The sequence below is a fragment of the Streptomyces davaonensis JCM 4913 genome (assembly GCF_000349325.1).
Lineage (GTDB): Bacteria > Actinomycetota > Actinomycetes > Streptomycetales > Streptomycetaceae > Streptomyces > Streptomyces davaonensis.
The window spans coordinates 2,358,140-2,382,773 of the sequence record NC_020504.1 but is presented as its reverse complement, the minus strand read 5'-3'; the positions used below and the strand labels follow the sequence as shown (position 1 = coordinate 2,382,773).

Here is a 24,634-nt window from a genome sequence, read left to right as displayed (position 1 = left end):
TGCCCTTGGGCGCCCACCTGGCCGGGGCGCCGGAGCTGCGGCTCGTCGACGTGGCCGCCACCCTGGCCGACGGCCGCCGCGCGCACGCGCACCGCCGTGCGGTGGTCGCCCGCACTCCGGCGGAGGCCGCCGAGGCGCTCGCCGGGGCCGCCCACCCGCGCTCCCACACCGCTCTCGCCCCCGAGAAGCAGCCCACGGTCGCGTTTCTGATGCCGGGTCAGGGAGCCCAGTACCCCGGGATGACGGCGGGACTGCACCGGCACGACGCGCTCTTCAGGGAGCACCTCGTCGAGTGCGCCGAGCCGTTCTCCGACGCCCTGGGCACCGATGTGCTCGCGGCGATCCTGGCCGACGACGAGGAGCTGTCCCGGCGCACGGACCTCGCCCAGGCCGCCCTGTTCAGCGTCGAGTACGCGCTCGCCCGCAGGCTCGAGCCCTGGGGGATACGGCCGCAGGCGCTCGCGGGCCACAGCGTCGGGGAGTACACCGCGGCCTGCCTGGCGGGCGTCGTCGATCTGCCGGACGCGGTGCGCATGGTCGCCGCGCGAGGGCGTCTCATGCGCCAGGCGCCGCCCGGCGCCATGCTCTCGGTGCGGCTGGGCGAGGCGGCCGTCGCCGAAGAGCTGAGCGGCAGCGGCGTGGAGTTGGCCGCGCTCAACGAACCCGGTGGCTGTGTCGTCGCCGGTCCGGCCGACGCGGTGGAGCGGCTCGCCGAGCGGCTCACGGCGCGCGGTGTGGCCTCGACCCGGCTGCACACCGCCCACGCCTTCCACACCAGCGCCGTACAGGAGGCCGCCGACCGCTTCGCCGCGGAGATCGCCGGCGTCCGGCTGCGTCCACCGCGGATCCCGCTGCTCTCCGGGGTCACCGGCACCTGGATGACGGACACCGAGGCCGTCGACCACGACCGCTGGGCCCGGCAGTTGAGGGAGCCGGTGCGCTTCGGCGCCGCGGTGACGGCCCTGTTGGCCGAAGGCCCCCGCGTGCTGGTGGAGACCGGCCCGGGCCGCACCCTGACCACGCTGGCCCGCCGCAGTACCGCCTGGGGCCCGGAGCACCGAACGGTGCAGACCGTCCGGCACCCCTCCGAGCCGCGAGAGGACGTCGACGTCCTGACCCTCGCCCTCGGTGCGCTGTGGGCCGCCGGGGTGGACGTCGACTGGCGCCCGGCCCGGGGCGGGCGGACGCCGCGCAAGGTCTCGCTGCCCGGATACCCGTTCCGCCCGGACCGGCACTGGATCGAGTCGGCGTACGTCACGGGCGGCGGCCCGAGGAGCTCGGCGTCGGGCGGCGGCCCGAGCGCGCCCGTGCCCGTGCCCGAGCCGCGGCCGGAGACGCCGACGGTCGGCACCCGTGCCGTCCTCACCGCCATCTGGAGCGACCTGCTCGGTGTCCCCGACGTGCCGCCCGACGCCAACTTCTTCGATCTGCGCGGCGATTCACTGATCGCCGTTCAGCTGGCGTCCCGGGCCACCAAGGCCGGGCTCACGATGTCACCCCAGGACGTCTTCACCCACCAGACGGTGGCCGAGCTGGCCGACGCGCTCGACGCGGCGGCGGCCCCCGAGACCGGGCGGAGCCCGGCGCGGGAGCGATGGACCGGCCCCGTCCCGCTGACGCCCGCCCAGTTGCGGCTGCTCCAGGAGCCGCGCTCGAAGGACTTCCATGTGCCGCTGGTCCTCCAGATCCCCGGCGCCCTGGCACCGCAGGCGCTCGACGAGGCGCTGAACGCCGTGGTCGCCCTGCACGACGGGCTGCGGCTGCGCGTCCGGCACCGCGACGGACTGTGGGAACAGGAGGTCGCCGACCCCACCCGGCGGGTTCCGTTGCTGGTGGTCGACAGCGACGAGCCGGACGCCGCGCCCCGGGTCGCCGAGGAACTGGGACGGGCCGTCGCCGCCGACTGCTACGCGGGCGGGCCGCTGCTGAGGGCCGCCTGCCTGCCGCGGTCCGGTCTCGTCATCCTGGTCCTGCACCACCTGCTCGTGGACATCGCCTCCGAGCGGCTGCTCCTCCAGGACCTGAACACCGCCTGCGGACAGGCGCTCGCGGGCTCGCCCGTCGAACTGTCGCCCGCCACCACCGCGTGGCCCGAGTGGGCGGCCCGCGTCACCGCGCTGGCCGCCGAACCGGACGTACACGCCGAGCGGGCGCTGTGGGCCGGTGAGCGGCGCAAGGCCCTGCGGTCCGCGACCCGGTCCGCCACGGGCGAGGCCGACGTGCGCTGTGCGCAGGCCGTGCTCGACGCCGCCGACACGGCCGCGCTCCAGGCGTTCCAGCGCGGGCGGCGCGCCCCGCTGGACGAGACCCTGCTCGCCGCCGTGGCCGTGGCCCACCGCCATGTCACCGGCGAGGACGCGGTGTTGGCGGACATCGAGGGCCACGGACGCGCGGTGCCGTTCCCTGGCCTGGACCTCACCCGCACGATCGGCCCCTGCACCACCGTGTACCCGGTGCTGCTGAGCACCGGCGGACGCGGACTCGACGGAGCGCTCGCCCGCACCCGCGACGCGCTGCATGAGATTCCCCGGCAGGGGCTCGGCCACGGAGTGCTCGCCCGACTCCACGCGCCGACCGCGGCGCTGCTGGCCGAGGTGCCCGAGCCGGAGCTGATGGTCAGCTACCTCGGCGCCCTCTCCTACGACACGGCCGGACTCGACGACGGCCCGCTGCGCCCCGCCCCGGGCGTGGTGCCGGCCGCGCGCTCGGCCGCCGCCTGTCTGGGCAATCCGATGGAACTGCGCTGCTGGCTGAGCGCCGACCGTCTCCACCTGGACTGGTGGTACGACGCCCGGCGGCACGAGGAGGCGTCGGTGCGTGAGCTGGTGGAACGCACCGCCACCGCTCTGCGCGAGGCCGGCCGGTCCACCGGACCGACCGAGCCGACCGCGCCGACCGAGCCGGACGGTTCGGGCGGCTGGGACGCCCTGACCGACGACGAATTCGCGGTGCTGTTCAGCGAACCGCGCCGGAGCGAGAAGGACAGCCGATGACCACGGACAAGCGGCCCCGCGCCGCCGCGCTCGACAACGTGGAGGACGTCCACGTCCTCTCGCCCATGCAGGAGGGGATGCTCTACCACACCCTGCGCCACCCCGACTCGGCCGTCTATCTCCAGCAGGCCGCCGTCACCTTCCACGGCCCGCTCGACCCCGCGCTGCTGCGCCGGGCCTGGCAGGCGGTGGTGGACCGGCACACCACCCTGCGCAGCGCGTTCCGCTGGGAGCGGCTGGACAAGCCGGTGCAGGTGATCCAGCGCACCGCGCCCGTCCCGCTGGCCGAGCACGACTGGAGCGACCTGACCGAGGACCAGCGCGCCGCCCGCGAGGAGCAGTTGCTGGCCCAGGACCGCAAGACCGGCTTCGATCTGTCCGAGGCCCCGCTGATCCGCCTGCACCTGGCCCGGCTCGGCGACGACCGGCACCGCTTCGCCTTCAGCCTCCACCACATCATCCAGGACGGCTGGTCCACCGGGATCATGCTGCGCGAAGTGGGCACCGCCTACGGGGCGTTGTCCCGGGGCGAGCCCTTCGCGCCACCGCCGGTACGGCCGTACCGCGACTACCTCACCTGGCTCGGCGAGCAGGACCCCGCCGAGGCCGAGGCGTTCTGGCGGCGGCGGCTGAAGGGCTTCACCGAGCCGACACGGCTGCTGCGTTCGGCCACCGCCGGCTCCGCCGGCCAGGTGCAGCACGCCCGGCTGCACCGGCTCGACGCCGAGCGGACCGCCGCGGTGACGGCGGCCTGCACCGAGCAGCGGATCACCCTGGGCACCCTGCTTCAGGCCGCCTGGGGCCTGCTGCTGGCGCGCTACTCCGGCCGCGGGGACGTGGTGTTCGGGGCCGTCTCCTCCGGGCGCCCGCCCCAGCTGGACGGCGTGGAGGACATGGTCGGACTCTTCGTCAACACCGTGCCCACCCGGCTGCGCGTCGACCCGGACCGGGAGGTCGGCGACTGGCTCCGCGACGTGCAGGCCGACGCCCTGGCCGCCCGCGCCTACGAGCACGTGCCCATGACCCGTATCCAGGAGTGGAGCGCGACGCCCGCCGGAGTGGAGCTGTTCGAGACCGTTCAGGTGCTCCAGAACCTCGACGCGGACCCCCTCGCGGCCGTCTGGCAGGGCTTCGAGGACCTGACCGTCGCCGACTTCACGTACTACACCCGCACCAACTACCCGCTCACCCTGGCCGGCCTGCCCGGCGAGCGGCTGGGACTGCGCATCTCCTACGATCCGTCCTGGCTCCCCGACGCCGCCGCCGAGCGCCTGCTCGGGCATCTGGACACCCTGCTCGCCGAACTCGCCGCCGAGCCCCGGCGCCGTCTGGGCCGGGTCCCGATGACGACCCCCGGCGAACGCGCCGACCTGGAGCGCTGGTCCCGTGGCCCGGCCCCGAGCCGCGGCCCGGGCGCCGCCCACCACGCGGTCGCCGAACACGCCGTCCGTACGCCGGACGCGCCGGCGTTGACCTCCGGCACCCGCCGGCTCACCTACCGCGAGCTGGACGACCGGGTGAACCGGACGGTCCGGCTGCTGGCCGGACAGGGGGTGGCCGCCGGCGACATCGTGGGCGTCCTGCTGCCGGACCGCCTGGAGGAGACCGTCGCGCTGCTCGCCGTCGCGCGGGCCGGTGCCGTGCCCTTCGGCCTCGACCCCGCCGAGGCGCCGGAGCGGACGGCCGCCGCGGCCCGCGAGGCCCGGACCGGCCTGCTGCTCACCCGCACCGGCACGACCGTGCCGGACGGCGACGACTGGGACGTGATCCTGCTGGACACGGCACCGGAGCCGGACACCGGGGAGCACGCCGTCGTCCCCGCGCCGGACGAAGGCCCGGAGAAGCCGGCCTGGACGGTGACGACCGCCGGGACGACCGGCGCGCCCAAGGCCGTCCTGCTCGGCCACGCGGCCGTCGCCGCCATGGCCTCGGCCGCGGTCGAGGAGTTCGGTCTCACCGCCGACGACGTGGTGCTCTCCACGGCCCCGCCCGGCAGCGCCGACGGGCTGCTCGAACTCCACCTCGCCCTCGGCAACGGCGCCACCCTGCGCTGCCCCGAACGCCCGGTCACCGCCGCCGCGTTGCTCCGCGAGGCCCAGGACCACCGCAGCCACCCCGACCTCACCGGCGTGACCTGCCTGCGGCTCACCCCGTCCCTGCTCGCGGCGCTGCCCGGCGAGCACCCGCTGCCCGGCGTGCGCACGGTCCTGGTCTCCGGCGAACGCGGCCCGCGCGCGACCCTGCGCCGCTGGGCGAGCGGCCGCACCCTGTTCGAGGTGTACGGCACCGCGGAGACGGCCGGCCTCGCCACCGTCGCCCGTGTGCCCGACACCGAACCGGCCCGTCCGGGCGGGCGGCCCACCGCCGGAGTCGCCGCGTACGTCCTCGACGACTCCGGCGCCGCGCTGCCGGCGGGGGTTCCCGGCGAGCTCCACCTCGGCGGCGAGGCGGTGGCCCGCGGCTACCCGGGCCGGCCCGCGCTCACCGCGGAGCGCTTCCGCTCCGCCCCGCGGGCGGACAGCCCGCACGGCAGGCTGCTGGCCACCGGCGATCTCGCGCGGTGGACCGAGGACGGCCGACTGGAGATCCTCGGCCGCGCCGACCGGCGGCTGGCCGTGCGGGGACAGGTCGTCGACCCCGCCGAGGTCGAGGACGCGCTCGTAGCCCTCGCCGACGTCGAGCAGGCCGTCGTGACCGCCGACGGCCAGGGCGAGACCCGTCGGCTGCTCGCCCACGTCGTGCCCGCCCGGCAGGGCGGCGACGAACCCGCCGGGGACCTGGACACCGACCAGGTCGACCAGTGGCGGCAGGTCTTCGCGCACGCCTACGGCAGCACGGACCTCGGTGCCGAGCCCGACTTCAACACCGCCGGCTGGAACAGCAGCCTCACCGGCGGGGCGATCCCCGACGCGGAGATGCGCGAATGGCTCGACGGCACCCTGGACCGGCTCCGCGCGCTCGCCCCGCGCCGGGTCCTGGAGATCGGCTGCGGTACCGGCATGCTCCTGCTCCCGCTGAGCGCCGAGTGCGAGCGGTACTGGGCGACGGACCTGTCACCGACGGCCGTCGACTACGTCCGCGACCATCTGCCGCCGTCCGTCGCCGACCGGGTGGAGCTGCGCTGCCAGGAGGGCGACGACGTCACCGGGCTGCCCGAGGCCGCCTTCGACCTGGTGATCGTCAACTCCGTCGCGCAGTACTTCCCGCACGCCGCCTACCTGCGCCGCGTCCTCGACCGGGCCCGCGCCCTGCTGGCCCCGGGCGGACGGATCTTCGTCGGCGACGTCCGCAGCCTGCCGCTGCTCGATGCCCAGCACCTCGCCGGGCAGCTCGCCAACTGCCCCGACCACCACGACACCCGGCAGCTGTGGCAGGCCGCCCACCGCGCCGCCCGCACCGACGAGGAACTCGTCCTGCACCCCGACTTCTTCCGCCGGACGGTGGCCGGGGCACCCGGCGGCAGCACCCGCATCACGGTACGGCGGGGCCGCGCCCGCAACGAGATGTCCCGCTTCCGCTACGACGCCCTGCTCACCTTCGACACCGGCGCCGAGTCCGAGGCGCCGGCCCGGGTCACCGAGTGGCGCGGAGATCTCGCGGCCGTCCGCGAGGAACTCGCCGCACGGCCCGGTTCCCTGCTCGTGCGCGGCGTTCCCGACGCCCGCTGTCACGGTCTCGCGGTCGCCGTCCGGTCCCTTCAGGACGGCACCGCCCCCCATGACACCGGCACCCTGCGGGCCGCCGCGGAGAGCGATCCGGCCGTGGAACCCGACGATCTGCACGACCTCGCCGAGCGCCACGGCTACCTCGCCGAACTCCTCGTCGGCGACCGTCCGGGCACCGTCGACGCCCTGTTCGCGCCCGCCGAGGGGCCGGGCAAGGAGACCGTACGGGCGAAGTGGTGGGCCTACGCCGACACCCTGCGGCCCGCTCCGCGCCCCTGGCCCGACTGCGCCAACGACCCGCTCACCCGGCGCCGGGAGAGCCGGCTGCTGCCCCGGCTGCGCGCCGCGCTCGACTCGGGCCCCCTGCCGTCGCACCTCGTCCCCGACGAGTTCATCCTCACCGGCAGCCTGCCGCTGACCCGGCACGGCCGCCCCGACCCGGGGGCGCTGCCGGCCTCCGAACGCGGCTCCCGCGACGGCGCGGCGGCCTTCGTGCCGCCCAGGGACAGCACCGAGCTCAGGATCTGCAAGGTGTGGGAGGACGTGCTCGGGGTGCGCCCGGTCGGCGCCACCGACAACTTCTTCGCGCTCGGCGGGCACTCCCTGCTGGCGATGCGGGTGATCTCCCGGCTCCAGCGCCGGTTCGACCAGGACGTGGACCTGGCGGTCCTGTTCGGCAACCCGACCGTCGCCGAGCTCGCCGACGTGCTGCGGCCCGGCACCGGCAAGAGCGCCCGCTCCTCGCTGGTCGCGCTGCGGGAACAGGGGGACAGGCCGCCGTTCTTCGCCGTCCACCAGACCGGGATGAACACGCTCGTCTACCAGTTCCTGGCCGACCAGCTCGGACCCCAGCAGCCCTTCTACATGCTGGAGCACTCCGACATCGCCCGGTTCGACCGGCTCCAGGATCTCGCGGCGCACTACGTCGACGCCGTGCGCGAGGCCTTCCCGCACGGCCCCTACCGGCTCGGCGGCCTCTCCTTCGGCGGTCTCGTCGCCTTCGAGATGGCCCAGCAGCTCACCGCCGCGGGCGAAGAGGTCGAGGTGCTCACCCTGTTCGAGTCCTCCCTGGCGGGTTCGCCCCCGGACCTCGCCCCGCGCGAGCTGCTGGCCTACCGCACCCACCACTACGCACGGGTCTTCGAGCTGATCTTCCACCGGTCCGTGCGGCTCACCGAGGAGGAGCTCCTGCCGCTCGACGACGAGCAGGCCCAACTCGACCTGCTGTACCGGCGGGTGGCGGAGGTGCTCGAAGGGGACATCGGCATCGACCTGTTCCGCTCCACCGTCGACGCGGTCCGCACCGCCCGCCGCATGATGCAGGGCTACCGGCCCGATCCCTGGGACGGCCCGCTGACCCTGTTCATCGGCCTCGACCCGATGCCCGAGGGGATCAACGACCCCGAGTTCTACCGGCCCGACCGCGCGCTCGGCTGGGACGCCGTGGCCCCCGGGCTGCGGATCCTGGACGTGCCCGGTGACCATCTGACGCTGCTCAACCCGCCCCACGTCGAAGTACTCGTCCGACACCTGCGCCCCCTGCTCGGTGAGCAGGACCCCGGAGGCACCCCATGACCGGAACCCGACCGGCGGCGGACCGCCCCCGGCCGACAGCCCGCACCCGGCGGCCTTCGTGGTTGGTCGCGTTCGACGAGCGCCCCGAGGCCTCGCTGGACCTGATCTGCTTCCCGTTCGCCGGCGCCAGCGCGCCCGCGTTCCGCCCCTGGCTGCCGCTGCTGCCGCGGTCGATCGCCCTGCACGCGGTCCAACTGCCGGGCCGGCAGGACCGGATGGCCGAACCCGCGATGGGCGGGCACCAGGAGATCGTCGAGGCGCTGGCCGAGGCCCTCGCCACCCGGGACTCGACACGGCCGTACGCGTTCTTCGGCCACAGCATGGGCGCGCTGCTGTCCTTCGAACTCACCCGGGAACTGCGCCGCCGCGCCGCCCCCGCCCCGGTGCTGCTGGCCGTCTCCGGCTGGCCGGGGCCGAGCGGTCTGCCTACGCACGTCCCGATCAGCACGCTGCCGGACGACCGGTTCCTCGCGGAGGTGGCGTCCCTCGGCGGCATGCCGGACGAGATCCTCGCCGAGCCCGACCTGATCGACGTGCTGCTGCCCGCGCTCCGCGCGGACTTCGGCGTCTGCGAGCGCTACCGGTATCAGCCGGACGAACCGCTGGACGTCCCGCTGATCGTCTTCGGGAGCACCCAGGACCCCATGAGTTCGATGGAGGGGCTGAGCGGCTGGCGGACGGAGTCGACCCGTCCGGTGCGCGTGCGGCAGTACCCCGGGGGCCACTTCTACCTGCTCGAGCACGCCACCGCCGTGGTGGGTGCCGTCGTCGACGAGATCCGCGCGCTGCCTGCCGACGGCACGGCACCGGGCACGGCGAGCTGACAAGGGGACACGACGATGGACACGGAAGTGGTCACCGGCACGGCCGGCAAGCGCGACGAGCTGGTGCGCCGTAGCGAACAGGCGCGGCGGGCCGGCTCGCCCCAGGCGATCGCCCGGCAGCACGCCAAGGGCAAACTGACGGCACGGGAGCGGATCGACCTGCTGCTCGACGACGGCTCCTTCGTCGAGATCGGCCAACTGGCCCGGCACCGCTGCCACGAGTTCGGCATGGAGAACAACCGCCCCTACGGTGACGGCGTGGTGACCGGCCACGGCACCATCGACGGGCGGACGGTGTGTGTCTTCGCCCAGGACTTCACTGTCTTCGGCGGCACGCTCGGTGAGGTGTACGGCGAGAAGATCGTCAAACTGATGGACCTCGCCGGGTCGATCGGCTGTCCGCTGATCGGCCTGAACGACTCCGGCGGCGCCCGCATCCAGGAGGGCGTGGCCTCCCTGGCCCAGTACGCCGAGATCTTCCGCCGCAACGTCGCGCTGTCCGGGGTGGTCCCGCAGATCTCCGTGCAGCTCGGGCCGTGCGCGGGGGGTGCCGCCTACTCGCCGGCCGCCACCGACTTCGTGATCATGGTGGACGGTCTCTCCCACATGTTCGTGACCGGCCCCGAGGTGATCAAGTCGATCACCGGTGAGGACACCGACCCGGAGGTCCTGGGCGGGGCGCGCACGCACAACGAGATCACCGGCAACGCGCACTACCTCGCCACCGACGAGGAGGACGCCTTCGACTACGTGCGCATCCTCCTCGGTCATCTGCCTTCCAACAACCACGCGGACCCGCCCGTCTACGCCCCCTCCCGGGCCGAGACGCCCGCGGAGCGGGAGTGGCTGGAGACGGCCGTCCCGGATGCCGACAACCGCCCGTACGACATGCTTGCCATCATTCAACGGGTGGTGGACGACGGGGAGTTGCTGGAGATCGCCCCGATCCACGCACGGAACATCATCTGCGGCTTCGCCCGGCTGGACGGCACCTCCGTCGGGGTGGTCGCCAACCAGCCGCTGCACGCGGGCGGTGCCCTCGACATCGCCGCCTCGGAGAAGGCCGCACGCTTCATCCGCTTCTGCGACGCCTTCGGCATCCCGGTCGTCACCTTCGTGGACGTGCCCGGCTTCACGCCCGGCGCCGAGCAGGAGCACGGCGGCATCATCCGGCGCGGGGCGAAACTCGGCTACGCCTACGCCGAGGCCGGGGTGCCGATGGTCACCGTGGTGGTGCGCAAGGCGTACGGCGGCGGGTACGGGGTGATGGGCTCCAAGCACCTGGGCATCGATGTGAACCTGGCCTGGCCGACGGCGCAGATCGCCGTGATGGGCGCGTCGGCCGCCGCCGAGGTGATGCACCGCAAGCAGCTGCTGGCCTCCGACGACCCCGCCACGCTGAAGAAACAGCTGGTGGCCACGTACGAGGAGACCCTGTGCAACCCCTACGTGGCCGCTGACCGGGGCTATGTGGACGCGGTGATCGAGCCGTCCCGGACGCGCGAGGAGATCGTCCGGCGGCTGGGGGTGCTGCGCACCAAGCGCCGGCCGACGACCGGCAAGTGGCACGGAAACATTCCGCTGTGAGCGACCGAGGGAGCACGGACATGGCCGGGGCGGCCTACGAGCGCATGGACGAGAGCTTCGCGCGGGTCGCCGCGCGGCAGCCGGACGCGGTGGCCGTCGAGGACCGCGGGAGCACGGTGACGTACGCCGGGCTCCAGCGGGCCGCCGAGCGGATCGCCGACGCGCTGCTGCGGGCCGGCGTGCCGTCCGGGGGGCTGGTCGGACTGCGTGCGGGCCGCGGGGCGCAGGCGATCGCGGGCATGCTGGGCATCTGGCGGCACGGCTGCGGTTACGTCCCCGTCGACCCCCGCTATCCGCAGGCGCGCCAGGACTACCTCCTCGCCGACTCCGGCGTCGGCCACGTGGTCACCGAGAACGCGGAGACCGGCGAGCCGACCGTCGAGCCCAGCGGACGGGAGCCGGGCGGCGGCGCGCCGGTGCCGCCGGACACGGCGTACGTCATCTACACCTCCGGCTCCACCGGCGACCCCAAGGGAGTCGTGGTCCGGCACGCCAACGTGCGTGCCCTGCTGGACGGTTGTGCGTCCTACTCCGTCGGGCCCGACGACGTGTGGTCCTTCTTCCACTCGCCCAGCTTCGACTTCAGCGTGTGGGAGATCTGGGGGGCGCTCAGCTCCGGCGGCCGGGTCGTCGTCGTCCCCGACGAGCTCACCACGGACCCCGCGGCCCTGGCCGATCTGCTCGCCGCCCGGAAGGTCACGGTGCTCAGCCAGGTCCCGTCGGTCTTCGCCTACTTGGTGCGCGGCCTGGAGGACCACCCCGTCCCGCTGCCCGCACTGCGCTATGTGGTGTTCGGCGGCGAGGCGGTCAACGCCCGGGCGGTCCGCCGCTGGAATGCCCTCGGGCTGGCTCCCGGCGCCGAGCTGCACAACATGTACGGCATCACGGAGATCACGGTCCACGCCACGGACACGGTCGTCGACGCGGCGAAGCTGCGCCGGCATCTGATGGGCACTCCGATCGGACGGGCCCTGCCCCATCTGCGCATCGCGCTCCTGGAGGACTCCACCCCGGTGCCGCCGGGAGTGCCCGGCGAGCTGCACGTGGCGGGGGCCGGGGTCGCCCACGGCTATCTGGGGCGCCCGGAGCTGACGGCCCAGCGCTTCGTCCGCCTGGACCTCGACGGCTCGGCGGACGTCTGGTACCGGACCGGTGACTACGCCGTGGCCGGTGAGGACGGTGAGCTGGAGTTCCTCGGACGCCGTGACGAACAGGTCAAGTTGCGCGGATTCCGGATCGAACTCGGGGAGATCGAGGCCGCGTTGCAGGACCTGCCCGAGGTGCGGGAATGTGCCGTCGTGCTGACCGAGTCACCGGGCGGGGAACCGCTCCTGGCCGCCTGCTACGTCCCCAAGGAAGGCCCTGTCGAGGACGGCCTGCTGCGGGAGGCCCTCGGCGCGGTGCTGCCCCGGCACATGCTGCCCTCCGCCTACGTCAGCCTGCCGGAACTTCCCCTCACCCTGTCCGGAAAGCTCGACCGCGGCGCCCTGGTCCCGCTCGTGGCCGAATCCGCCGGTCCCCCGGCCACTCCGGGGAACTGATGGCTACTCTCTCTTGAGAGTCGGTATCACAATGACCCGGCCGGTTCGCGGGAGACAGGGAAGGGCGGCTCCGCCTCATGACCGAAGACTCCTTGGCCGAGCGGTACCCCCACCGCTGGTGGGCGCTCGGCGTCCTGTCCTTGAGCCTGCTCATCATCGGACTCGACACCACCATCCTGAACATCGCGCTGTCGACGCTCGCGACGGATCTCGACGCCGACAACCGCGACCTCCAGTGGATCACCGACTCCTACATCCTCGTGTTCGCCGGACTGCTGCTGCCCGCCGGGGCGTTCGGTGACCGCTTCGGACGCAAGCGTGTGCTCATCGCCGGACTGGTCGTCTTCGGCGTGGCCTCGGTGTGGTGCGCCTGGGCCCCGAGTGCCGACTCGCTGATCCTCGCCCGCGCGCTGATGGGACTCGGCGCGGCCGTCGTGACCCCGCTGAGCCTCTCGCTGGTACCGGTGATGTTCACCGAGCAGGAGCGCTCGCGCGCCATCGCCGTCTGGTCGGTCGGGATGATGCTGGGCCTGCCGCTGGGCCCGCTGGTCGGCGGCTGGCTGCTGGAACACTACTGGTGGGGCTCGGTCTTCCTGATCAACGTCCCCTTCATCGCGGTCGCCCTGCTGGCGGGCGGGGCACTGGTACCGGAGACCAGGGACCCGGCGAAGCCCCGGGTCGACTACGCCGGGGCCCTGCTGATCACGGTGGGGCTCGCGGCGCTGGTCTTCGGGATCATCGAGGGGCCAAACGAGGGCTGGAGCGACCCGCTCATCATCGGCACGCTCCTGGGCGGCGCCGGGCTGGTGGTCGCCTTCGTGCTGTGGGAGCGTCGCGCCGCCCAGCCCCTGATCGACCTCTCCCTGTTCGGCAACCGGCGCTTCACGGGCGCCACGGCGGTGGCCACCGCGGTGTCCTTCACGATGTTCGGGGTGCTGTTCATCGTGCCGCAGTACCTCCAAGTGGTGCTGGACAACGGCACGTTCGGCACCGGACTGCGGCTGCTGCCGCTGATCGTGGCCTTCATGCTCAGCGCCGGCGTCGGCGACGCGATGGCCAAACGCCTGGGCCCACGCGCCACGATCGCCGCCGGCTCCGTCCTGCTCGCCGGGGGACTGGTGTACGGCGCCTGGAGCGCGACCACCGAGGGCTACGGCCCGATCGCCACCGCGATGACGGTCATGGGCCTCGGCCTCGGCCTCTCGCTGCCCACCGCCATGGACGTCATCGTCGGCGAACTCCCCGAGAACCGCACGGGCACCGGCGTGGCCCTCACGATGGCCGTCCGACAGGTCGCGGCGGCGCTCGGAGTGGCCCTCCTCGGCAGTCTGATCGCCTCCGTCTACGACGACCGCGTGTCCTCGGTCGCCGACGAACTCGGCGGCGAGGCGGGCCGGATCGCCACGGACTCGGTCGCCGGAGCCGCCGCCGTGGCCGCCCGCCTGGACCCGTCGACGGGCGAGCGTCTGCGGGAAGCCGCGTTCGACGGCTTCACCGACGCCCTGGCCGTGTCCTTCTGGGTCTGCGCCGCGACGGCGCTGGCCGGAGCGCTGGCAGCGGCCGCCCTGCTGGGCCGGCCCCGGCGCCGGTCGCCGGACCGGAGCAGGACGACGGCGACGCTCTAGCCGACGGCCGGCACGTGCGGGAAGCGGGCGCCCCGGTCAGGTCCCGGGGGCCGGCTCCCGCAGGGCGGCCCGGCCCGCCGCCCGGTGTTCCGCGGCCCTCTGCGGATCCGTGCCGTCGAGCACCCGTGCGATGCCCTCGTGGGCGAGCGCCTCCGCATGCCGGTTGCCGAGCCTCGGGCCCAGCTCCAGTGCCTGCCGGTGCAGCCGCAGGGCGTCCTCGGTCAGGCCCGCGAGGCGGCAGGTCTCGGCGTAACCGTCGAGGAAGTAGATCTTCCAGTGCTCCTCGAAGAGCTCGTCGAGGAGCGCGAACGCCTCCCGGTGGCTGGCGAGGGCGTCTTCGTAGCGGCCCATGTGCCGCAGCGCGACACCCCGGCAGTTCAGGCACCAGGCCTGGTTGTGCAGATGCCCGTCCTCGCGGGCCAGCGACAGCGCCTGACGGAGGTGGTCCGACGCCTCGTCCGGGGTCTCGCGGGCGAGTGCCACCCCGAGGACGATCCGTGCCGTCAGCGCGGGCGGCCACGCGGCGTCGGGATGCGGGACGTCCAGCACCTGACGGGCCAGCAGTGCCGCCTCCTCCTGGTGGCCGAGTTGGAGCAGCGCCCAGGACTCGGCGGCGGCCGCGTGGGCCGTGCCCTCGGGACAGTCCGCGTTCGCGTACAGCTTCCCCGCCAGCCGGAACAGCTCCAGCGGCTCCTCGACCTGTCCCGTGTCCCAGCTCAAGTAGCCGCGGCGCAGGGTCAGTTCGGCCTCGGCCCGGCTGTCGCCCGCCTCGGCGACCCGGAGCCCGGCCGCTTCGTAGGCCTCGGTCGCCTCCGCCGTCCGGCCCGCGTTGTAGCGGGCGAAGCCCAGATCGCTGTACGCCTGCGCCAGGTGCAGCGGATCGCCCAGCCGCTCGGCGGCGGCCAGTGAGCGCTCGAAGAGGACGTTGAGATGCGTGGTGCCGCAGCGCCGCGCGAAGTACGCCCGCAGATAGCGCGGCAGTTCGCACACGTGGGCGTCGGCGCCGACGGCGGCGGCCGTCTCGAACACGGCGATGAGGTTGCCGTATTCCGAGGTGAGCCAGGCGAAGGCGGCGTTCTTGTCCGCGAACCGGGGGAGTTCGGCCGGGGCCGGGCCCGCCGAGACGGCACGGCCGGGCGCCACGAACGGCATCGCGGCGTCGGCGGCGGCCGCCGTATGGACGTAGAAGTCCAGCACCCGGACCAGGGCCCGCTCCCGCTCGGCAGGCGGGTCCGCCTCCGCCGAGGCCCGGCGCGCGTGCTCGTGCACCAGGTCGTGCAGCCGGTAGCGGGTCGCCGCCGGCTGTTGTACGAGGTGCGCGTCGACCAGGTCCTCCAGCATCGCCCGCGCACTGCGCACCGGAACGTCCGCCAGCGCCGCCACCACGTACTCGTCGAACGACTCCCCGGGCAGCAGGCCCAGCAGCCGGAACAGCCGGGCGTGCGGCCGGTCCAACTGCCGTACCGACATGGCGAACGCGGTGTCGAACTCGCTCGCGCCCTCCGCGAGCCGCTCGACGAGGATGCCGACGGTCCAGCCTGGCCGGTGCCGCAGCCGGGCGCCGGCGAGGCGCAGCGCCAGCGGCAGCCGGCCGCACAGCCGCAGCACCTCGGCGGCGGACTCCGGATCCCGGGCCAGCCTGCCCTCCGGGCCGCCCGGGTCGCCGCTGGCGCGGGCGAGCAGTTCCGCGCTCTCCCCGGGGCTCAGCACATCGAGCGAGACCGGCGGCACCTCGTCCAGGCCGAGCAGCCGGTTGCGGCTGGTGATCAGGGCGACGGAGGGCCCGGCGCCGGGCAGCAGCGGGCGGACCTGCTCCGCGTCGGCGGCGTTGTCGAGGACCACCACGACCCGGCGCCCCGCCAGCTCCGACCGCCAGCAGGCGGCCAGTTGCTCCAGGCCCTGCTGCGGGACCCGCTCGGACGGGACGTCCAGCGCGCCGAGCAGCATCCGCAGCGCGGAGTCGGGGGCGAGGGGCGGGCGGCCCTCGGTGAAGCCGTGCAGGTCGACATAGAGCTGCCCGTCGGGGAAGCCGTCGGCGAGCCGGTGCGCGGCGTGCACCGCCAGACAGGTCTTGCCGACGCCCGCCATGCCGTCGACCGACACGGCCCGGTGGCTGCCGACCGCGTCGAGGACGGCGGCGAGTTCGGCCTCGCGCCCGGTGAAGTCGGCCGCGTCGCGCGGCAGGTCGTTGCGGGGCAGCGGACGCACCAGGCGGCTACTCTTCGGGGGCGCCGGAAGCGGGTTCGAGGTCCGCTCCCACAGTGGGCGCAGCGGCCGCGGGTCCCGCTTGACCAGTCGGCACAGGGCGACCACGGCGGGCCACGGCGGCACCGTCTGCCCGGTGAGGTAACGCGACAGTGACGAGGAGCTGAGACCGGCGTCCTTGGCCAGGGCCCGTACCCCGAGCCCCGAAAGCTCCTGGAGCATGCGCAGCCGGGCCGCCAGCTCTTCCCGTGGATCCGTGGTCATGTTCCCCCCGCCGTTCCGTCCCACTGCGACAGAAGTCTTCCGAGTGCGGTCGCCGCAGGTCAAGGCCTGTTCCGCTGTCCCACGGTGTCCCACCGCGATGGCCCGGCGGGCGCGGCCGGGCTGTGATGGAGTCACACACCGACGCAGCCCGGAAGCGAAGGAGAGCGCAGTGCGGTCCCGAATGCGGCACCCCGCCGACGTCCTGCCCGACGCGGCGCACCCCCTCCAGGAGATCCTGAGGGCCGTGCACCGCGCCGGAGTGGACGGCCGGACGCTGGAGCTCGTGCACCTGCGGATCAGCCAGATCAACGGGTGCGCCGCCGGCGTCGACCGGGGCGCCGGGGCGGCCCGGGCGGCCGGCGCGAGCGACGCACAGCTGCTCGCCCTCGCCGTCTGGCGGGACTCCCCGTACTTCACTCCGGCCGAGCGCGCGGCCCTGGAACTGGCCGAGTCCGCGACCCGGCTGGCCGACCGGCCCGACGCGGTGAGCGACGAGGTCTGGGACCGCGCCGCCACCTGGTTCGACGAGCGACAGCTCGCCGCGCTCCTGCTGATGATCGGCGTCACCAACCTCGGCAACCGGCTCGGCGCGACGACCCGTCAGGGCGCCGCCGTAGACACCCTCGAAGGGAACAAGTCATGACCAAGGCACAGCAGTCCACGAAGAAGACCACCGCCACCGCGTCCGAGGAGTGGACGGCCGAGGAGCGCGCCGCGATGAAGGAGCGCGCCAAGGAGGTCAAGGCGGCGGCGCGGGCCGGCTCGCGGGCCGAGAAGGCGGCCCAGGACGAGGCGGCGGTGGTCGCGAAGATCGCGGAGATGCAGGACTCGGACCGCGAGATGGCCGAGCGCATCCACGCCATCGTCAAGGAGAACGCCCCGCAGCTGGCGCCGAAGCTCTGGTACGGCATGCCCGCCTACGCCCTGGACGGCAAGGTCGTCTGCTTCTTCCAGAGCGCGCAGAAGTTCAACGCCCGCTACGCGACCCTCGGTTTCAACGACACCGCGCGGCTCGACGAGGGCACCATGTGGCCCACCGGCTTCGCCCTGACCCGGCTGACCGCGGCGGACGAGGCGCGGATCGGCGAGCTGGTGGCGAAGAGCGTCAACTGACCCTGGGTTTCTGCTTCTTTTATTGACAGCGGAAAATAATGGCCCTAGGTTCCCGGCCATGCAGCCTCCCGAGGCCTTCCCGGCACAGACGCCGGCCGTCGCGCAGATCTTCACCACGGTGCTCTCGCACGGCCCCCTCACCCGCTCCGAGGTGGCCGAGCGCACCGCGCTGTCAGCGGCGGCGGTGACCAAGGCGGTACGGCCGCTGATCGAGGCCGGGTACCTGGTGGAGGACGCCGACGACGCCGCCCGCCGTGCGCTCGGGCGGCCCGCCAACCCGGTACGGGTGGACGGCGGACGAGCCCTGTTCATCGGGGTCAAGGCGACCGGGAACGAACTCATCGGCGTGCTCACCGACTTGTGCTGCCGGATCCGCGTGGCCCGGCATCTGCCCCTGACGGACCAGGATCCGAGGGCGGTGCTCGCCGCGATCTCCGATCTGGTGGGGGAGTTGCGCACCGAGGCCGAGGGCCTCGGTGTTCCCGTGCTCGGCCTCGGCCTCGCCGTCTCCGGCGACGTGGACCGCGCCCGGGGTGTCGTGCGGTACTCGCCGTTCCTCGGCTGGAGCGAGGTCCCGCTCGCCGAACTCGCGGGCATGACCTGCGGGTTGCCGGTCACCGTGGAGAACGACGTACGAGCCCTGACCGTCGCCGAGCAGTGGTTCGGCGCCGGGGTGGGGCTCTCCGACTTCGCGCTGGTCACCGTCGGCGCCGGCATCGGCTGCGGACTCGTGGTCCACGGCCAGGTGGTGGCCGGGGCGCACGGCGTGGCCGGGGAGATCGGGCATGTCGCCATCGACCCTGCGGGCCCCAAATGCCGTTGCGGCAACCGCGGTTGCGTGGAGGCCATCGCCGCCGACGCCGCCGTACTGGACCGGATCCGGGAGACCACCGGAGCCGATGTCGCCGACACCGCCCAGGCCATCGACCTCGCCCGCCGAGGAGAGCCGGGCGCCCGGGAGGCCTACGCCGCCGCCGGAGAGGCGATCGGCCGCGGAATCGCCACCGTGGCCAATCTGTTCGGGCCACAGCGCGTGATCATCTCCGGCGAGGGCCTGGCCGCCTACGACCTGTTCGCCGAGCAGATCCGCGACAGCTTCACCGCGTACGCCTTCGGCTCCGCCGCCCAGTGCGACGTACAGACCCGCCCGCTCCCCTTCGAGGAGTGGGCTCGCGGTGCTGCCGCGACCGCGATCCAGAGCTTCATCCGATCCGACTGAGCACGCCCTCCCTCTGTTGCCGCTCCGACCCAGGAGGTACGACCCATGCGGTCATCCTCGTACTCCCCCCTGCCCGGACGCCGCCCGAGAACCCTCGTCGTGCCGGCCCTCGCCGCCGCCCTCACCGTCGCCTTCGCGACCGCCGCCCCCGCCGCGCGGACCGAGACCGCCAGGCCCACCTACGCCAAGCCCTATATGGGCTGGACGAGTTGGAGCATGCAGTCGTCCAAGTACCCGGGCCTCAACCCGAACGGCGACTACAGCTATCTCTCCGAGGCCAACGTCACCCAGCAGACCGACGCCATGGCCGCCAAGCTGAAGCCCTACGGCTACGAGTACGTCAACATCGACGCCGGCTGGTGGATGGACTGGTCCTGGAAGCCGCACTACGACGAGTACGGCCGCCAGCAGGCCGACCCTGAGCGCTTCCCGAGCGGCATGAAGGCGGTCGCCGACCGCATCCACGCCAAGGGCCTCAAGGCCGGCATCTACCTTCCGGTCGGCCTGGAGAAGCAGGCCTACGGCGAGGGGAAGACACCGATCTGGAACGCCGGACGCATTGGCGTACCGACGTCCATGGCTACCGCACGCTTGCCCAGTCCTTCACTCTTCAGGGTGGAGGCCAAGGGCATCCTGGCGGCGATGGCCGACACCGATGTTAACGTCACCGTGTCCGACAGCGTGCTTGTCGGACCTACCGCCGGACTGGCGGGACGTCAAGCCTGTGGAGACCTTGTCAGACCACCCCCGGGTGGCAGAGGCCGATGAAGCAGGAACCCAAGGGGGCACCGCGTAGCGGTGCTGACCGAAATCGCCTGCGTTTCACGCAGGCGAGGATGTCAATGCAACACCCTGGTCAGCCGGGAGAACTCGGTGGACGACCGCTGGGGCCAAACCCCCGCCTGGGCTCACCAGGCGGGGCCCGGCAGTTGGAACGACCTCGGCCCCTCGTTCGGCAACGGTGCGATGGACGGCCTCACCAAGGCCGAACGGCAGAGCTACGCCACCCTGTGGGCCATCGCCAAGTCCCCGCTCTACACCGGCGACGACCTCACCGGCTCGACTCCTACGGCCTGTCCCTGCTGACCAACCGCGAGGTCATCGCCGTCAACCAGGGCGACACCCCGCCCGCCAGGCCGGTCACCGCCTCCGACCCGCAGCAGGTGTGGGCCGCGAAGAACCCGGGCGGCACCTACACCGTGGCCCTGTTCAACCTCTCCGACGCACCCGCCTCGGTGACCGCGTACTGGTCCACCCTCGGGTTCAAGGGCAAGGCCGCGGTGCGCGACCTGTGGAACAAGGAGAACCTCGGCGCCCACACCGACCGCATCACCCAGGCCCTGCCCGCGCACGGCTCCCGCCTCTTCACCGTCACCCCGCGCGGCACCGCCCTGTCCTGGACCGCCTACGAGGCCGAGTCCGGCACCCTCGGCGGCAACGCCTCGGTCGCCGACTGCTCGGCCTGCTCCGACGGCCGCAAGATCGGCAACCTGTACGGCGGCGGCAAGTTGACCGTGAACGACGTGGTGGTCCCCAGGTCCGGCACCTACCAGATCAAGGTCGCCTACATCAGCGGTGACTCCCGGTCCGTCGCCGTCTCCGCCAACGGCGGTGGCGCCGACTCCCACAAGTTCCCGTCCACGGGCGACTGGTCCACGGTGAACAGCGTCTTCGTGCCGGTCTCCCTGAAGGCGGGCGCCAACACGATCACTTTCGACAGCGGCGCCGGCGGCTATGCGCCGGACATCGACCGGATCGACGTACAGAAGTAGCCCTGCCGATCGGAGTCGCCATGACAGACCCCAGCAGACGAACGATCCTCTCCTTGACGACAGCCGCCCTGACGAGCCTTCCGCTGGTCACGACGGCGCAGGAATCCGCAGCCGCCGACGGTGAGTTCGCCCCACACCGCCTGTGGTGGCGTGCCCCCGGTGACGAGGGCTCCCTCATCGAACAGGGCCTCCCCGTCGGCAACGGCCGTACCGGCGCGCTCGCGAGCAACGACCCCGGCCGCGAACTGCTGCTGATCACCGACGCCACGATGTGGACCGGCGGCCTCAACGACACCCTGGACCAGGACGGTCAATTCCCCTACGGCCGCACGGACTTCGGCTCCTTCACCCTGCTCGCCCGGCTCGCCATCGACCTCCCCGACCATGACCTCGGCGCCGTCTCCGGCTACCGCCGCGACCTCGACCTGGCCCAAGCGCTGGTCACCAGCTCCTACATCCGCTCCGGTGTCACCTACCGGCGCGAGATCTTCGCCAGCCGCCCCGACGACGTGATCGTCGTGCACTTCACCCAGTCCGGGGGCGGCCGCTACACCGGCACGATCACCCTGACCGGCACCCATGGCGAAACCCCCACCGAAGCCGAGTCGTTCGGCGCCGCCCTCCCCAACGGCCTGCGCTACGGCGCCGCGATCAAGGCGTACGGCAGCGGCGGCAAGGTCACCGTGCACGGCACCCGGATCGACTTCGCGGGGTGCAGGGAGCTGACCGTACTGGTCAGCGGCGGCACCGACTACGCGCCCGACGCCACGAAGGACTTCCGAGACCCCACCCTCGATCCCGAGCAGTCGGCCCGTACGAAGGTCCGCGACGCCGCCGGCGCCACGGTTGCCGCCCTGCGCCGTACCCACATCGCCGACTACCGCACCCTGTACGGACGGCTGGACCTCTCCCTCGGCACCTCCACCGCCGCCCAGCGCGCACTGGACACCTGGGAACGCCTCAAGGCACGCGCCCGCGACCCCGAACTGCCCGATCCCGAACTGGAGGCCGCCTACCTCCAGTTCGGCCGCTACCTCATGATCTCCGGCTCGCGCGACAGTCTGCCGCTGAACCTCCAGGGCCTGTGGCTGGACGGCAACGACCCGGACTGGATGGGCGACTACCACACCGACATCAACGTCCAGATGAACTACTGGCTGGCAGACCGCGCCGCCCTGTCCCCATGCTTCGACGCCTTCACCGACTACTGCCTCGCCCAGCTCCCGTCCTGGACCGAGCTGACCCGGCGGCTCTTCAACGACCCCCGCAACCGCTACCGCAACTCCACGGGGAAAGTCTCGGGCTGGACCGTCGCCATCTCCACCAACCCCTATGGCGGGGGCGGCTGGTGGTGGCACCCGGCGGGCAACGCCTGGCTGTGCAACAGCCTGTACGAGCACTACGAGTACACCCAGTCCCGCGCCCACCTCGCGAAGATCTACCCGCTCCTCAAGGGCGCCTGCGAGTTCTGGGAGACCCGGCTGCTCACCACGACCCTCCCCGGCACCACGAAAGAGGTGCTGGTCGCGGACAGCGACTGGTCCCCGGAGCACGGCCCGCTCGACGCCAAGGGCATCACCTACGCCCAGGAACTGGTGTGGGCCCTGTTCGGCAACTACGCAGCCGCGGCAGCGGTGTTGAAGAGGGACGCGGGCTACGCCGACACCATCGCCGGACTGCGCAAACGGCTCCACCTTCCGGGGGTCAGCGCGAAGACGGGCTGGCTGGAGGAGTGGATGTCCCCCGACAACCTCGGCGAGACCACCCACCGGCATCTGTCCGGCCTGGTCGGCCTGTTCCCCGGCGACCGGATCCGCCCCGACGGCGCCACCCCGAAGGAGATCGTCGACGGAGCCACCGCCCAGCTCACCGCCCGCGGCATGAACAGCTTCGGCTGGGCCAACGCCTGGCGGGCCCTGTGCTGGGCCCGGTTGAAGGACGCGGAGAAGGCCTACCAGCTCATCGTCACCAACCTCCGCCCGTCCAGCGGCGGCAGCAACGGCACCGCCTTCAACCTCTTCGACATCTACGAGGTGGAACGCGGCCGGGGCATCTTCCAGATCGACGCCAACTTCGGCACCCCGGCGGCGATGCTGGAGATGCTCCTGTACTCCCGACCCGGCCACCTGGAACTCCTCCCCGCCCTGCCCGACGCCTGGGCCGCCTCCGGCTCCGTCACCGGGCTCCCGGCGCGCGGCGGCTTCGTCGTGGACCTGAAGTGGCAGGCGGGAGTGCCGACTTCGGTACGGATCCGCAGCGTGGGCGGACGCACGACGACGGTCTCCTACGGCGGGACCTCCCGGACGGTGAGCCTGGCGCCGGGGGAGTCCGTGACGGTGAAGGGCCCGGCCCGGTGATCGCGAGAGTCGTGTGTGCGCTGCTCCTGGCCGCTCAGGCGGCTCCGGTCCACGCCTCCGAAGCGCCCACCTCGGAGGTCGTCACCTGGGGCGCGAGCGCCGTCCGGGTCGGTGAGGGGGTCGCCGGGCGGGCGTACCGCCTCGTCGTGCACACCAGCGCGGCGGGCACCGACCCGCGGATCAGGCTCTCCAACGCCTTCGGGGACCGCCCGATCACCTTCGACAGCGCCTATGCCGGAATCCGCAAGGTGGGCGCCGAACTGGTCCGGGGCAGCAACCGGCGGCTGACCTTCGGCGGAGCGCGGTCCGTGACCGTGCCCCGCCGGGGGCATCGTGCTCAGCGACCCGCTGCCCGGGAAGCTGCCCGCCGCCACCGATCTGGTGATCAGCATCCACTCCGCGGACGCGGCGGGCCCCGCTACCGGCCACGGCATGGCGATGGCGACCTCGTACACGGCCCACGGCGACCACACCGCCGAGGAGGGCGCCGCCAACTGGACGGCCACCACTGGCTCTTGGTTCTACCTCGACGCGGTCCGGGTCCACGCCCGCTCCGCTGCCGTGGTCGCGCTCGGCGACTCCATCACCGACGGCTGGCAGTCCTCCACCGATCTGAACCGCAGGTGGCCCGACTATCTCGCCCGCCGCCTCCGACGGGCGGACTCGGAGGTCAAGGGCGTCGCCAACGAGGGCATCTCCGGCAACAAGGTGCTCGCCGACGGCGCCGGGCAGAGCGCCCTCAACCGGCTGGAGCGCGATGTGCTCTCCCATCCGGGGGTGCGGACCGTGTTCCTGTTCGAGGGCGTCAACGACATCAAGGCGCACACCGGGGTCACCGCCGAGGATCTGATCGCCGGTTACCGTGAGATCGTCGCGCGGGCCCACGCGGCGGGAAAGTGCGTCGTCGGCGCCACGGTCGGCCCTTTCAAGGGCTGGCCCGAGTGGGACCCGGCCGCCGAAGCCGTACGGCAGGAGGTCAACGCGTTCATCCGGGACGGCGGCGAGTTCGACGCCGTCGCCGACTTCGACCGGGTGCTGCGCAGCCCCTACGACCCCGAACGCATGCTGCCGTTCCTCGACAACGGCGACCACATCCACCCCAACGACACGGGCATGCAGGCCATGGCCGACGCCGTCGACCTGAACAGCCTGGACTGCACGCCCGACTGAGCCGGTGGCCCGCGTGCCAGAATGAGGAGGTCCGATCTTCCTCCGGCTCCCTCGAGGTTCCCCCGTGTCCCAGCCCGCCGGCCGAGTGCCCCAGCGACGCAACGCCCGGTCCAACCGGGCGCGCATCCTGGCCACCGCGCGCCAGGAGCTGGGCCGCAACCCCGACATCACCCTGGAGGAACTGGCCCGCGCCTCCGGCGTCGTACGGCGCACCCTGTTCGGGCACTTCCCCGGCCGGGCCGCGCTCCTGGAGGCGCTCGCGGAGGAGGCGAGCGAGGCGCTGCGGGCCGCTGTGGCGAGCGCACCGCAGGCGACGGAACCCGCCGGTCGGGCGCTCGCGCGGTTCGTGCTGGCGATGTGGCCGGTGGGCGACCGCTACCGGATGCTGCTGGCGCTCGCCCATCGGGACCTGGGCAAGGAGCGGGTCGCCGAGATCCTCCAACCTGCCCGAGCCGCGGCCACCGTCATCCTTGAGCGGGGTCAGCGCGACGGCGCATTCCACACCCACCTGCCGCCCGCAGTGCTGAGCGCCGCTCTGGAGGCGCTGACCGTGGCCCTGCTGGAAGAGGTCAACACCGGGGCCCTGGAGGACGACGGCACCCGGGCCGCCGTCGTCATGCTCATCGCGGCCGGGGTGCCGGAGAAGCAGGCCCGCCTGGTGGTCGAGGACGTGGCGGCGGATCGGGAACAGGCCCAGGAACCGTCTCAGGAATAGAAGGGGACG

Annotated in this window: 12 protein-coding genes and 2 pseudogenes; 13 read left to right on the top strand and 1 reads right to left on the bottom strand. The window is 73.1% G+C overall.

The genetic code is table 11. From position 1 onward, the window contains the following. The first annotated feature begins 5 nt into the window (after positions 1 to 5). The 6 genes from BN159_RS10390 (at position 6) to BN159_RS10365 (ending at position 13,810) form a co-directional block, all read left to right on the top strand. Positions 6 to 2,993: an acyltransferase domain-containing protein gene (locus BN159_RS10390; protein WP_051113492.1), complete on the top strand. Its 2,988-nt coding sequence runs from the start codon at positions 6 to 8 to the stop codon at positions 2,991 to 2,993. Continuing rightward, positions 2,990 to 8,233, top strand: coding sequence for a condensation domain-containing protein (locus BN159_RS10385; RefSeq protein WP_015656911.1), 5,244 nt, complete (start codon positions 2,990 to 2,992; stop codon positions 8,231 to 8,233). Before BN159_RS10390 ends, BN159_RS10385 begins: the two co-directional genes overlap by 4 nt. Then, entirely contained in the window at positions 8,230 to 9,057 is an 828-nt protein-coding gene (locus tag BN159_RS10380) for a thioesterase II family protein (protein ID WP_015656910.1), read from the top strand. Before BN159_RS10385 ends, BN159_RS10380 begins: the two co-directional genes overlap by 4 nt. A gap of 15 nt (positions 9,058 to 9,072) precedes the next feature. Continuing rightward, entirely contained in the window at positions 9,073 to 10,644 is a 1,572-nt protein-coding gene (locus BN159_RS10375; RefSeq protein WP_015656909.1) for an acyl-CoA carboxylase subunit beta, read from the top strand. Beyond that, positions 10,641 to 12,185, top strand: coding sequence for an amino acid adenylation domain-containing protein (locus BN159_RS10370; RefSeq protein WP_231905600.1), 1,545 nt, complete (start codon positions 10,641 to 10,643; stop codon positions 12,183 to 12,185). The genes BN159_RS10375 and BN159_RS10370 overlap by 4 nt, the downstream gene beginning before the upstream one ends. Before the next feature lie 77 nt (positions 12,186 to 12,262). Further along, complete coding sequence (locus BN159_RS10365) at positions 12,263 to 13,810, top strand: DHA2 family efflux MFS transporter permease subunit (protein WP_015656907.1); 1,548 nt, start codon at positions 12,263 to 12,265, stop codon at positions 13,808 to 13,810. Between the two features lie 36 nt (positions 13,811 to 13,846). Here BN159_RS10365 and BN159_RS10360 read toward each other — a convergent pair whose 3' ends face one another. Next, entirely contained in the window at positions 13,847 to 16,279 is a 2,433-nt protein-coding gene (locus tag BN159_RS10360) for an ATP-binding protein (RefSeq protein ID WP_015656906.1), read from the bottom strand. Between the two features lie 169 nt (positions 16,280 to 16,448). Between BN159_RS10360 and BN159_RS10355 the strand changes: the two genes are divergently transcribed. From BN159_RS10355 to BN159_RS10320, 7 genes and pseudogenes are all read left to right on the top strand, one after another. Further along, positions 16,449 to 16,922: a carboxymuconolactone decarboxylase family protein gene (locus tag BN159_RS10355; RefSeq protein WP_015656905.1), complete on the top strand. Its 474-nt coding sequence runs from the start codon at positions 16,449 to 16,451 to the stop codon at positions 16,920 to 16,922. Beyond that, complete coding sequence (locus BN159_RS10350; protein WP_015656904.1) at positions 16,919 to 17,392, top strand: iron chaperone; 474 nt, start codon at positions 16,919 to 16,921, stop codon at positions 17,390 to 17,392. Before BN159_RS10355 ends, BN159_RS10350 begins: the two co-directional genes overlap by 4 nt. Positions 17,393 to 17,450: 58 nt before the next feature. Continuing rightward, complete coding sequence (locus BN159_RS10345) at positions 17,451 to 18,611, top strand: ROK family transcriptional regulator (RefSeq protein ID WP_015656903.1); 1,161 nt, start codon at positions 17,451 to 17,453, stop codon at positions 18,609 to 18,611. A 45-nt stretch (positions 18,612 to 18,656) separates the two neighbouring features. Beyond that, a pseudogene (locus tag BN159_RS47720) lies at positions 18,657 to 20,383 on the top strand (alpha-galactosidase D). 20 nt (positions 20,384 to 20,403) lie between these two features. Then, entirely contained in the window at positions 20,404 to 22,740 is a 2,337-nt protein-coding gene (locus BN159_RS10330; protein WP_015656900.1) for a glycosyl hydrolase family 95 catalytic domain-containing protein, read from the top strand. A gap of 20 nt (positions 22,741 to 22,760) precedes the next feature. Next, a pseudogene (locus tag BN159_RS10325) lies at positions 22,761 to 23,910 on the top strand (SGNH/GDSL hydrolase family protein). Positions 23,911 to 23,974: 64 nt separating this feature from the next. Then, on the top strand, positions 23,975 to 24,625 hold the full coding sequence (locus BN159_RS10320; protein WP_015656898.1) for a TetR family transcriptional regulator: 651 nt from the start codon (positions 23,975 to 23,977) through the stop codon (positions 24,623 to 24,625). Positions 24,626 to 24,634 lie beyond the last annotated feature (9 nt).

Excerpts from the sequence above, each read along its gene's own strand:
- BN159_RS10385 (WP_015656911.1), top strand. The coding sequence starts at position 2,990 with ATGACCACGGACAAGCGGCCCCGCGCCGCCGCGCTCGACAACGTGGAG.
- BN159_RS10380 (WP_015656910.1), top strand. The coding sequence starts at position 8,230 with ATGACCGGAACCCGACCGGCGGCGGACCGCCCCCGGCCGACAGCCCGC.
- BN159_RS10375 (WP_015656909.1), top strand. The coding sequence starts at position 9,073 with ATGGACACGGAAGTGGTCACCGGCACGGCCGGCAAGCGCGACGAGCTG.
- BN159_RS10365 (WP_015656907.1), top strand. The coding sequence starts at position 12,263 with ATGACCGAAGACTCCTTGGCCGAGCGGTACCCCCACCGCTGGTGGGCG.
- BN159_RS10360 (WP_015656906.1), bottom strand. The coding sequence starts at position 16,279 with ATGACCACGGATCCACGGGAAGAGCTGGCGGCCCGGCTGCGCATGCTC.
- BN159_RS10350 (WP_015656904.1), top strand. The coding sequence starts at position 16,919 with ATGACCAAGGCACAGCAGTCCACGAAGAAGACCACCGCCACCGCGTCC.
- BN159_RS10345 (WP_015656903.1), top strand. The coding sequence starts at position 17,451 with ATGCAGCCTCCCGAGGCCTTCCCGGCACAGACGCCGGCCGTCGCGCAG.
- BN159_RS10330 (WP_015656900.1), top strand. The coding sequence starts at position 20,404 with ATGACAGACCCCAGCAGACGAACGATCCTCTCCTTGACGACAGCCGCC.